Here is an 11,783-nt window from a genome sequence, read left to right on the forward strand (position 1 = left end):
CGCGCCGACTCTGCATCATGGTGACCAGCCCGATCACCGCGACGACTTTCCTCGGGGGCTATCTAAGGTTCCTTCGCGAGGATGGCTGGGACGTCACCCTCATCTGCGGTGATGGCCCGGGGGTGAGCGAGATGGCCTCGACGGCAGGCGTTACGTTCGCTCCTCTGGCGATGCGTCGTGAGCCGTCACCGGTCAGCGATCTGCGGTCGTTGGTGGGGGCGGTGCGATTGCTTCGCCGGATCCGGCCCGACGTCCTCGTCTACGCGACGCCGAAGGCCTCGCTCATCGGGTCGATCGCGGGACGCATCACCCGCGTCCCCCGACTCGTCTATGAGCTCTGGGGACTCCGCCTCGAAACCGCACAGGGAGTCGCGCGCCGTATCTTCGCTGCGCTCGAATCGACGACATCCCGGCTCTCCACCGTCGTGATCGCCAACAGTGCGAGTCTCGCCGATCGTGCTCGAGCTCTGGGCGTCAACGGCGGTCGCCGTGTGGTCGTCCTCGGCGCGGGGTCGTCCCACGGCGTCGACTCGGACTTCTTCATGCCAGGGGCGGGTTCGGCGGCTCTGTCTCCGGAGACCGCTCTGCGCCTCGGGGAAAGTGAGCGTGTGACGATCGGATTCATCGGTCGGATCCACCCCGACAAAGGAATCGACACGTTGATCGACGCTCTCCGAATCCTCGGCGAACGAGGACGAGCGATTCAGCTGCTCCTCGTCGGCGGTGACGACGGAGCCGTCCTCGACGAGGAACTCGAGCAGCTCCGAACGGTCGTACCGGTCCACATCGAAGGATTCGCGGCCGATGTCCGCGGTGCGTTGAGCGCGATGGACCTCCTGGTTCTGCCCAGCCGACGGGAAGGATTCCCGAACGTCGTGCTCGAAGCAGCGGCGATGGAGGTTCCCGCGGTCGTGTCGGATGCGACCGGATGCCGGGACTCCGTCGTCCACGGCGTCACCGGACGAATCGCAAGGACCGGTGATCCGGTATCACTGGCGGATGAGATAGACGCACTGCTCGTCGACGATGAGTCGAGGAGGCGCATCGGGCGGGCGGCACGGGCGAACGTGGTGCGCGACTTCGCCCAGAGGGACATCTGGGCCCTCCACTCGCGCGCCTGGCGCGCTGACATCGACGCTGTCGGTGCAACGGATTGATGCGAGACTGACCGTGACGATGACTTCTTCGAGCCGACCCACAACCGACACTGCCCGCCCCGCGGGGCATACGTCCCAGCTGCTTCTGATCCTCGGCTGCGCACTGGGGCTCTTCCTCAATCACTCGACGGTCGTCGAAGGTGTGAACGTCTCGATCGCCGACGCGTTCCTGGTGATTCTCGTATTCGCTCTCGCGGCTCATCGACGGCTGGTGATTCCTCCGTTCGTCCTCGTGTTCTTCCTCGCCGTCGTGGCGATCGCCGGAGTGACGGCCGCCGTTCTCACGCCGATCCTCTTCGGCGTAGACGCGGGTACGGCGATCCTCTCGGACATCCTCAAGATGCTCGTCTCGTTCGGCTACCTGATCTGCGGGATCGGAGTCGCGATGGCCGGGATCCACATGTCGGTGCTGCGTTGGTTCGCGATCGGCGCTTCCGCTGTCGCGGCGCTCGGTATCGTCATCGAGGTCGTCGGCATCCCGGCGCTGAGGGCGACCATGTACTACGGCGGAGCTCGCTACCGCGGATTCATGGTCGACCCGAACTACTGGGCGGTCCTCGCGTGTGCCGCCTTGGCCTTCCTCGTCCGCGACTCCACGATGCGCCTCGCCCTCCGACTCCCGATGATCCTCAGCTTGATCGTGTCCGTGCTGCTCTCGGGCTCAAAGACAGGGTTGATCACCATGTCGGTGCTTTTCGCCGTGCTCGTGATCGACTCCGTGCGCAAGTCGAGGTTGAAGGTCGAGATCGCACTTCTCTTCGTTGGCGTCGGGGTCGCTGTCACCGTCGCCTGGGGGGCGATCACGCAGGCGGTGAACGGGGTGGTGAATCAGTATGTGGAGGTTTTCCCTCAGCTCCAGAGGGTCTCGCTGCTGATCGAGGACCCAATCGGTGCGATCAGCGAGGGTGGCTCCGGGCGCGCGGATACGTGGGAATCGGGGCTGACGATGGTAGAACGGTCACCGGTGTTCGGGGTAGGGATCGGGTCATATCGTGCGGTCAACGGCTCCCTGTTCGGTGAGACCACAGTCGCTCACAACACCTACCTGCAACTGGCCGCTGAGTGGGGCTTGCCCCTGGCCATCCTGTTTCTCGGATGGATGGGGGTTCTGCTCGTGCGTGCGACGAGGATGTCCGGGGAGGACTCGGCGGCGGACGATGCGCTCGTGGTGCGGAACATGATCATCGTCTTCCTGATCGGTTCCTTCTCGCTCTCACTCAACAACGCGCGAATGTTCTGGCTGTTCGTCGGCGTCCTCATCTACTTGGTGTATCAGCAGCGCTGGGGTGCCGAAGGGAAGAAGGACGCCGCGCGCCACGGCATCGGCACTCAGGGAGCATGACGTGAGCGGTTCTTCTCGGGGCATCGAGTCCGTGAGCGTCGTGATTCCGCATTTCAACGCGTCACAGACTCTCGGGCGCGCTCTGGAATCGATCCTCAATCAGACCAGGGCAGTCGACGAGATCATCGTCGTCGATGATGCCTCTGCGCCGGACGAGCGGGAAGCCGCGCAACGGATCGTCGACTCCTGTACCGGCGCGCGACTGATCTCACTCGATCAGAACGGCGGGCCCGCCCACGCGAGGAACGTCGGGTGGGACGATGCCTCAGGAGACTGGGTGGCGTTCCTTGACTCTGACGACGCCTGGCATTCGAGGAAGCTCGAGGCACAGTTCGCGCTCGCCGACGGAGCAGGAGTGCAGCCCCAGATGCTCGCCGGTCGTACCGTTCAGGTGACTGCGCAGGAAGAGCTCGAGTCCATGTCGCTGAACGGCGCAACATCCGCGCATATGGTGAGCAAGCGCGACCTCTTGATCCGGAATCGGATGTCGACGCCCAGCGTCGTGGTGCGCCGCGACCTCGGCCTGCGCTTCTCCGCGGGCCGACGATACTCCGAGGACTACGAGCTGTGGTTGTCGATCGCCGGATTCGGCCATACGATCCTGTTCGTGGATGCGCCGGTGGCCGCCATCTTCAAGGCCCCGTACGGTGATTCCGGACTGTCGTCGCGAATCTGGCCGATGATCGCGGGCGAGTTCCAGGCATACATCGGTGCTCGGAGGATCGGCGCGCTGAGCGGTGTCGAGGCGTTCCTGGGCATCACGATCTCCGCGGCCCGGGCGGCCGTCCGAGTCGCCAGGCTTGTCGGACGCAGACTGATGCGCGGCGCTCGATGAGCCGAATGGGCGGGGCCCTCCTCGCTGTCGGCTCGATGAGTTGGGCGGTCGCACAGTGGCTCCTCGTCTGGATGTTCGCACGGTTCGCCGGCGGAGCGGACGCCGTCGGTGAATATGCGTTGGTGCTCTCCATCGCCACGCCCGTGTTCACCGTCGCTCAGTTCGGGCTGCGCACCGTCTACCTCAGCCTGCGGGTCGAGTACCCGTGGCGCACCTATCTGACGCTCAGAGTGATCGGCACCACAGCAGCGACCGCACTTCTCATCGCTTATTTCGTCGCCACCGAGGCTGCGGATCCCGCAGTATGGGCGGCTCTGCTCGCCGTGAAAGTCGCGGACCTCTTCTTCGACCTGTGGCAGGCTCGCATCCAGCGCACGAATCGGCTTGCCGCTCTCGGAGTGCTGAACATCGCCAACAGCGTGGGCACGATCGCGCTCGCCGGAGTGGCTCTGGCAACGACGGGGTCAGTCGCGGTGGCACTGGCGGCATCCGCATTGGTCTCGATCGGCGTCGCCCTCGCCGGTAGGCAACTCGCTGCCTCACGACCGTCCGAATCGCACGGTGATCGCGGGTATCGCGAGATTCTCCGGGCGGGGGCACCGACAACCGTGTCGGAGTCGCTCGCGGCCTTCGCGAGCTATCTTCCTGTCCTGGTGCTCTCGCTTCTTGCAGATGAGACGCTCGTCGGCGTCTTCGCCGCGGCCGCGTACATACTCACCTTCGCCAACCTGGTGGGGGCGATCCTGAAGAACGTGCTGATCACGCCCTTCCGCCAGACGCTCGAGAGCGTGGGGGAGGATCACGTCCGGCACCGCGCTCACCGTCTCGCCCTCGGGCTTGGCGCAGCGAGCTCCGTCGCGGCGTTGACGGTGGCTCTCTTCGGGGGGCCGGTACTCCGCGTGATCTACGGACCTGAGTTCGAGATGCCCGAAGTGCCTCTGATTCTCCTCGCAGTGGCGGTCATCCCCATCGCGTCGTCGTACATCTACAGCACGTTCCTGAACGTGACGCATCGATTCTCGGGCCAGGCGTGGATCTGGGTTCTCGCGCTGACGATCGGAATCCTCGCGGGCGCTATCTCCGCGGTGGTGGGTGTCGGACCGCTCGAGACCGCGTGTGCTGTCGCTCTCGCGTCGAGTTGGGCGCGCTTCGGAGGCGCTCTTATCCTCGCCTGCCGACGCTGATCGGTCAGGCTGCGTTCAACGGGGTCTCATCTCGTAGTCGCCTGCCTAGACGCAGCGATCAATCGCGAGAGGGGGGCGAGCCATCCCGGCCGGTAGACCTCGAGCTCTCGTGCGATCTCCCGCCCCGATCGGCCAGCGCCGTGAGACGGCCGATCGTGCGGTCGAAGAACGGGTACCAGACCGGGCGCATCCATCGCTCGACCACGACATGAAGGGCGTATGCCAGGAGCGCGACGAAGCCGATGACCAGGAGCGTGACGATTACCTTGTTCTGCTCGTCCGCGAAGGCGCTGATGAGCAGGTATCCGATGTACGCGTGCAAGAGGTACAGAGGGTAGGTGAGCTGACCGGCGAGGCGTGAACCGGGCAGTCTCAGCGCCGATACCCGCGCGCTGAGGGTGGCGAGGATGATCCCGTAGGCGCCCACGCAGATGACGGCGACGATGACGATGTCGAGACCTCTGTCCGCGCCGGTTCCGAGCTGGAAGGGCAATGCTGCGCCGACGCCACCCGCAAGTCCCGCCACGCGCAGCGGGGACCATCCGGATCGGCGGATGGCTGAGATCACGGCTCCGATCGCGAACAGCGCGAAATAGCCGCCGAGGAGCGGAAAACTTCGCAGCGAAGGCGCTACCAGAGAGACGGCTCCCATCGCGATGGCCCAGACGCACATGATCACGTCGAGCCGCCGCCCTTGGCGAGCGAGGATGATGACGAACACCATCGAGTAGAACGCGAGCTCGTATGCCAGTGTCCAGTATGCGCCGTCCACGAACGGCTGTCGGAACAGCTGAGGCACCATGGTGGTGTTCGCGGCGAACTGCCACCCCGTGACAGTGATACGACTGCCGCCGAGAACCAGGATGAAGCATGCGGTGATCGACATGGCCACCCAGAACGCCGGATAGAGACGGACAGCCCGGCCCACCACGAACTGTCGCGCTGTCTTTCCCACGGCCGAGCTCGCGATCACGAAGCCGCTGATGATGAAGAAGACATCGACTCCGAGATACCCGTACCGCGCGATCTCACCGAGCACCGGGGTCTGGGTGATGGAGTCGATCTTTCCGTTGGCGATGCCGTTATAGAAGTAGTGGAACACCACCACGGACAGGGCGGCGAGGCCGCGCATCATGTCGACGATCTCGATCCGATCGCTCATGATCCGACCGGGGCATCGACGGCGAGGTCAGCCGAGAGTTCAGCGGACATCGAAGCGCAGAGCATCGATCGTCGATGCCCTGTAGGTGTCGGGTGAGACGCCCCATTCAGTGCGGCCGTCGAGTGTACGAGAAGCGGCTTCTCTGGTCTCTTCGTCTGCCGTGAGGGAGTCTCGCAGGTAACGTTGCGGAAGCCCGATATCTCCTGCGAAGTCGGTGATCTTCTGGTGATGGCTGAGTGCGAGCACGGGGACATCGCAGAGGTAGGCGACGATGACCCCGTGCAGCCGCTGCGACCACACCGCGCGGGAGCGGGCGATGACGTCGATGGTCTGGTCCAGGGTCTCGAAACCGAGCACCTCGATGTCCCCGTGCACCGCGCTGAGTCGATCTCCGAGCTCGCGCGACCATTCGAGATCGCCATGCGACCTGCGAACGTTGAGCGCCAGCAGCTTCACCGGGAGCGACACGTCGGCGAGCAGCGCACGGAGGAGGGAGGCGACGTCCTCGATACTCGCCCGGGAATCGCGAGAGACACAGATGGTGAGGTGGTTGCGTTCTTCGCGTGGAATGGTGGGCATCGGGTAGAGCGCAGCGAGATCCCCGCCGACCACGACAGGGTCTGGGAACCTCTCTTGAGAGGCGCTGTCCCTGACGACCACCCGGCGCATGCCTGAGATGTACTTGCGCACCCTTTCACGTGCGTCCGGTGATCGCCACGGGCCGAGCGACACGCCGAGGGCTTCGATGGACTGACCCCGCTTCTGGAGGCGACCGCGGAGCCGCTGAGTGCCTCTGACATCCTCGAGAACCGATCCACCGCACAGGGCGACGGTGTCGGCCCAGACGGCGCCGAGCAGAGTCTCGACGATACGCGTGGCTCGGCCCACCGGCCCCAGATTCTGGTGCAGCACCCGCGGCGCTACGAACGAGCGGACTCGTGCGCCCTTTCCCCAGAGCACTTCTCGGTTCCGCTGAATGGCGGCGCGGAAAAGCTCATCGCCGAAGTTGTCCCAGCCGTAATAGCCGACCGCATGTACGCGACGCATCGTGGTCCTCGATCTCACTGACATTTCGGCGACACTTCGACCGCAGTGTCGCGCACCATGGGCGTATGCCAGACGGAAACCGGGCCGTAGGCGGGGTCGACACCGTCGAATGTGACCTGGAGGACATGTGAGTCGGCGAGGGTGTTGCGCACCTCGACGAGGGCGACGGGGCGCCCGAGGTGGGTGCCCTGAGAGACGATGTTGCCCGGAGCACCGTCCACCGTAGCGGTGCCGAGCGTGGCGTTCGTCGGACCGTAGACCGCTACGAAGCTGCTGATGTCCGCAGGGTCGAAGTAGGGGCCTGTGATGTACCACGGCAGATCTTCGGCCTGTTCGGCGGTCAGGTTCGAGGCGAGCGAGACTGTGCTCGTGACAGTCGATCCCGACGTGCACACGGCTATCCCCATGTCGAGGTAGTAGCTCTTCTTCGACCCGGTGTTGTCGTTGACGTAGACGCCGACCGTCGTCTGATCGGGGCCGTCGGCGGCCATCGTTCCGCCGAACCTCGAGTGACCGATGAGCTCGGTCTGCGTCGGGTCCGAGCTCGTGTACAAGAGGCGGCCTTCGTCAGCGGCCCTGCCCACGGCGGAGATGAACGGGACGACATCGAATGCTCCGCCCGTGACGGCTCCGAACACGGCGGTGGCTGCCGATCCGAAGAAGGCGTTCTGTTCGAAGATGTCGTCGTAGCGGAAGTACACCTCGTTGAGCAGAAGTGACGCGGCATTCTCGGCGGAGAGCGTGTCACCGGTCGGAAGCTGAATCGGGCCCGTGGCTCCGAGGATGTAGGAAAGCGCGATGGGGTCGACCGACATCACACCCTCGAACTGGGTGTCGTCGATCTGCTTCCACCATTGCTGCATGATCGCGGCAGCCTCGGGAAAGTTCGGGATCATCGTGAGATCCGGCGTGTACCGGCCGATCTTGTCGCCGTAGATGGCGACCGCTTCAGGGTCGACGGGCGCAACGAGTTCAGGTAGCCCCTGAGGGAAATCAGAGCTGTTCACGATCTTCGTCACCGAGAGGCGCCCCCCATCGGTTTGCACGACGACGAAGACAGCAGCATTGCCTCCGAGGCTCCGAGCCTCGGAGTTGCCCTGGAGCATGAGGAGGTACTCGCGAGGACCGCTTGCTCCGAGCGCGTCGGGAAGGACGCCGGCCAGATCGTTCACCGGGGCGATGATCGACTGCGCGTCCCCGAGCGCATCGTCGAGCTGCTTCACCCCTGACGCGACCTGGGGGATCAGCGCACCCTGGTCGATGGGCGCGACCGCGGCGAGCGCTTCATCAATTCCCGCATCCATCTGAGCAGCTACGCCGGAGAGCTGAGCGACGGCGTTCAGGTCGAGGCCACCGCCCTTCGGGAGGAGCGATGCCAGGGTCAGCGCACTGGCCGGACCGACGACATCGGTTGAGAGCTGGTCGGTCACCTCGGCGACCGTGCGAACGGCCCGCAGGTCATCGCCCAGGAACGGCATCGCTTCGGCGAATGCCCACGCGCGCCCCTTCGTGCCGGCGACAGCCGCATCCGTGTGCTGACTCAGCCGGGCAGCGGCGGCGACCGCCGCGTCCGTCTCGCCCGCGAGAACGGCACGCTGGACTTCGCGGACCTCGGTCATGGACGACTCCAGATGCCCGCGTACGTTCATGGCCTGGTCGTAGACCCGCTTGCCGACGAACGCCGCCGCTGCCAGCAGGCCGAGAAGCACCAGCAGGGCAAGTACCCAGATCCACCACTTCGTCTTCTTTTTCTTCGGCTCGCCGTCCGCATCGCGCCGTGCGCGGTCTTCTGACGTCGGATGCGGGGTGGTGAGCTCGTCGAGGAAGGAGTTCTGTTCCTGCCCGTCCATCGGGGTCGACGTAGCGTGTCGCTGTGCGCGCGCCTGCCGGCGGTTGATGGGCGGGTTCTCGTTACTCACCGCCTCATTCAAGCATGGGTGTCGAGGTCGGGCTGTCAGGTGATCCGCCGGATCAGGGGCGCGAGGATGGAAAGCGTGATGCGGCGGGCCGAGGCCTCTGCTCAACCCTGGCCGGTCAAGCCCTGCGGATTCTGCGACTGCCAGAGCCAGGAGTCTCGGCAGGAATCGGCGAGAGAGCGGGTGGCCCGCCATCCGAGCTCAGAGTTCGCCTTCGCAGGATCGGCGATCGCCGAGCTCACATCACCGGTGCGGGGTGCGGTGACCCGGTAAGGAATCTCGCGACCGCTCTGCGCGGAGAATTCCCGGATCAGTTCGAGAACGCTGTGACCGACGCCGGTGCCGAGGTTGTATACGGTGACGCCCGGTGACAGGTGTGCCAGCGCAGCGAGATGCCCTTCCGCGAGATCCATGATGTGGATGTAGTCGCGGACCCCGGTGCCGTCAGGGGTTGCGTACGAGTCTCCAAACACGCTCACGCGGTCGCGCGTGCCCGCGGCGACCTGAGCGACGTACGGCATCAGGTTGTTGGGGGTTCCGGACGGACTCTCGCCGATCTGGCCGGACGGATGCGCGCCCACCGGGTTGAAGTATCGGAGGAGTGACACCTCGAGCTCGGGGCGGGCATGTTGCACATCCCTGATGATCTGCTCGTTCATCCACTTCGACCAGCCGTATGGGTTGGTCAGCCCGCGCCCGACCGGATGGCTTTCGTCGATCACCGGGGAGTCGGGCGTCCCGTAGACAGTGGCTGACGAACTGAAGACGAACCGCCGCACATCCTTGATCGCCATGATGTCGAGGATGTTCAGAGTCGCCACGATGTTCGTGCGGTAGTAAGAGGACGGCCGACTGACGGATTCACCGATGGACTTCAGCCCGGCCAGATGAATGACGGAGTCGAATTCGACGTCTGCCAGGGCTCGACTGCTCGCGTCCAGGTCGGCGAGATCGCAATCGATGCGGATCACCGGGCGGCCCGAGAGCTCTTCCACACGCCGCACGGCTTCAGGGTGGCTGTTCGAGAAATCGTCGATCACGATGACGTCGTGGCCCTCTTCGAGGAGGACGACGGCGATGTGTGATCCGATGTATCCGGCACCGCCGGTGAGAAGAACTCGCACGGAGTCGAGCCTAGCGAGGACGAGGCTGCTCGCGAGGCGCCGGTGACAGGACGTCACGGCGCCGTCGCCGCTTCCGCGCCACCGCGACGATCGCCGCGCCCATCAGCGCACCGAGAGTGTTCGCGACCACATCGGAGACGGAGGGCGCGCGCGAGGGGATGACACTCTGGACGGATTCGATGAGCCCGCTCATCAGGAACCCGATCACCACCACGTGCCACAGTCGTAGACGCGGCCAACCGAGAGCCACGAGCGCGCCCACCGGAACGAGGAACGCGACATTCGCGAGGAACTCCAGCGAGATCAAACTCGCCTCGTAGGAGACGATTCCCTGCTGAGCCACCCATCGCGCGGCGAGCACGACCAGGCCCACCACCTTTCCCGAGACAGCCGCCGGCAGCCAGACCGTGAAGGCGACGAGGAGGAGGTAGGCGATCAACGCCACGCGCGCCGCCACCGCGCGTGAACGACTGCGGGCGACGGCGGAAGCGGACATTCGGTCATGCTAGCCATCGCGCCTGGTGACGACCCTCAGTCGCGGGACGACGCCGCCCCTCGCCGCAGCCATCGGACGAGCGCGAACCCGACGGCGGCGCCCAGCGTGTTCGCGACGACGTCAGACACGGTCGGGTAGCGCGTCGGCAGCGCGATCTGCACGAGCTCGATCACGACACTGGTCGCGGCACCCGCGGCGACCACCTTCCACGCCGGAAGAGCAGGCCACGCCGCCGCGACCAGGGCTCCGAACGGCACGAAGAGCGCGATGTTGGCCGCGAACTCGAGCACCGGGTAGCCCACTTCGAACGGAACGCCCCAGCCCGCCAGCATCCGCGCCGTCATCGCGACGATCCCGGTGACGGACTCCGCGTCCTTCCCCGGCAGCCAGACGATGAGCGCGACGACGGCGAGGTACGGGACGAGGAGCACCCGCGAGGCGAGCACCACGCGGCGTCGGCGGAGGGGTGAGGTCATCGAGACGAGGCTATCGCCGCCGCCATTACGATGGAGCGCGTGACTGCTGATCCGACGCTGCCGCTGTCCCCGTACCGAGAGATCGGTCGCGTGGAATGGGCGAGGCTCGCGGCGGGCATCGATCAGCCGCTCACCGAGACCGAGGTCGTCGAACTCCGTGGCATCGGCGACCGCCTCGACCTCACCGAAGTGCGCGAGGTGTACCTGCCGCTGAGCCGTCTGCTCAGCCTGTACGCGACGGCGACCAAACGGCTGGGCGCGGCCACGAGCTCCTTCCTTCATGAGGAGGACACCACCACCCCGTTCGTGGTCGGCGTCGCGGGTTCGGTGGCGGTCGGCAAGTCCACGATCGCCCGCCTGCTGCGTGAGCTGATGAGCCGCTGGCCGGGCACGCCGCGCGTCGAACTCATCACGACCGACGGCTTCCTGCATCCGAACGCTGAACTCGAGCGCCGGGGGCTCATGGATCGCAAGGGCTTTCCCGAGTCGTACGATCGGCGCTCGCTGATCCAGTTCCTCACCGAGGTGAAGAGCGGGGCGGCAGAGGTGCGTGCTCCGTTCTACTCGCACATGCGCTACGACATCGTGCCGGACGCCCACGTCGTCGTGCGCCGACCCGACGTCGTGATCGTCGAGGGACTCAACGTGCTGCAACCGCCGCCCGTCCCGAACGACGTGGCCGTGAGCGACCTGTTCGACTTCTCGATCTTCGTCGACGCCGACACCGCGCACATCGAGAAGTGGTACGTCGACCGCTTCCTCGCCCTGCGGGAGGGGGCCTTCTCGAACCCCTCGTCGTACTTCAACGTCTTCGCCCACCTCACCGACGACGAGGCGATCACGACGGCGCTCGGCTACTGGAACGAGATCAACATGCCGAACCTCGTCGAGAACGTGATGCCGACGAAGCACCGCGCACGCCTGGTCCTGAACAAGGGCGCCGACCACAACGTCGAGAGCGTTCTGCTGCGCAAGCTCTGACCAGGAGCATCCCCGCCTGGTTCGTTCGGGATCTTCGCAAAATCCCGCACCTATTCTGGATCC

At 65.5% G+C, this 11,783-nt stretch carries 11 protein-coding genes; 5 read left to right on the plus strand and 6 right to left on the minus strand.

The window, feature by feature from the left end:
* Window positions 1-17 precede the first annotated feature (17 nt).
* From BN2660_RS09455 to BN2660_RS09470, 4 genes are read left to right on the plus strand one after another with little or no spacing between them, the layout of a single operon-like run.
* A complete protein-coding gene (locus BN2660_RS09455; RefSeq protein ID WP_141651276.1) occupies window positions 18-1,157 on the plus strand; it encodes a glycosyltransferase family 4 protein in 1,140 nt (379 codons plus the stop codon).
* Between the two features lie 19 nt (window positions 1,158-1,176).
* Window positions 1,177-2,499, plus strand: coding sequence for an O-antigen ligase family protein (locus tag BN2660_RS09460; protein ID WP_176697152.1), 1,323 nt, complete (start codon window positions 1,177-1,179; stop codon window positions 2,497-2,499).
* A gap of 1 nt (window position 2,500) precedes the next feature.
* Window positions 2,501-3,334, plus strand: a complete 834-nt coding sequence (locus BN2660_RS09465; protein ID WP_176697153.1) for a glycosyltransferase family 2 protein — start codon at window positions 2,501-2,503, stop codon at window positions 3,332-3,334.
* 5 nt (window positions 3,335-3,339) lie between these two features.
* A complete protein-coding gene (locus tag BN2660_RS09470) occupies window positions 3,340-4,518 on the plus strand; it encodes a lipopolysaccharide biosynthesis protein (protein WP_176697154.1) in 1,179 nt (392 codons plus the stop codon).
* A 58-nt stretch (window positions 4,519-4,576) separates the two neighbouring features.
* Here BN2660_RS09470 and BN2660_RS09475 read toward each other — a convergent pair whose 3' ends face one another.
* The 6 genes from BN2660_RS09475 to BN2660_RS09500 form a co-directional block, all read right to left on the minus strand.
* The gene (locus BN2660_RS09475) at window positions 4,577-5,680 is read right to left on the minus strand and encodes an acyltransferase family protein (RefSeq protein WP_091230770.1); all 1,104 of its coding nucleotides are present in this window, start codon (window positions 5,678-5,680) and stop codon (window positions 4,577-4,579) included.
* Between the two features lie 39 nt (window positions 5,681-5,719).
* Window positions 5,720-6,727, minus strand: a complete 1,008-nt coding sequence (locus BN2660_RS09480; RefSeq protein WP_176697155.1) for a polysaccharide pyruvyl transferase family protein — start codon at window positions 6,725-6,727, stop codon at window positions 5,720-5,722.
* Window positions 6,728-6,741: 14 nt separating this feature from the next.
* Complete coding sequence (locus tag BN2660_RS09485; RefSeq protein WP_176697156.1) at window positions 6,742-8,646, minus strand: DUF4012 domain-containing protein; 1,905 nt, start codon at window positions 8,644-8,646, stop codon at window positions 6,742-6,744.
* Between the two features lie 101 nt (window positions 8,647-8,747).
* A complete protein-coding gene (galE, locus tag BN2660_RS09490; RefSeq protein ID WP_091230780.1) occupies window positions 8,748-9,767 on the minus strand; it encodes a UDP-glucose 4-epimerase GalE in 1,020 nt (339 codons plus the stop codon).
* A 10-nt stretch (window positions 9,768-9,777) separates the two neighbouring features.
* Complete coding sequence (locus tag BN2660_RS09495; protein WP_091230783.1) at window positions 9,778-10,263, minus strand: VanZ family protein; 486 nt, start codon at window positions 10,261-10,263, stop codon at window positions 9,778-9,780.
* Between the two features lie 35 nt (window positions 10,264-10,298).
* A complete protein-coding gene (locus tag BN2660_RS09500; protein ID WP_091230786.1) occupies window positions 10,299-10,739 on the minus strand; it encodes a VanZ family protein in 441 nt (146 codons plus the stop codon).
* A 39-nt stretch (window positions 10,740-10,778) separates the two neighbouring features.
* On the opposite strand from BN2660_RS09500, the gene coaA reads away from it, so the two are divergent.
* Window positions 10,779-11,720: a type I pantothenate kinase gene (coaA, locus tag BN2660_RS09505; protein ID WP_255305106.1), complete on the plus strand. Its 942-nt coding sequence runs from the start codon at window positions 10,779-10,781 to the stop codon at window positions 11,718-11,720.
* Window positions 11,721-11,783 lie beyond the last annotated feature (63 nt).

The organism is Microbacterium sp. 3J1, assembly GCF_001049495.1.
Taxonomy (GTDB): domain Bacteria; phylum Actinomycetota; class Actinomycetes; order Actinomycetales; family Microbacteriaceae; genus Microbacterium.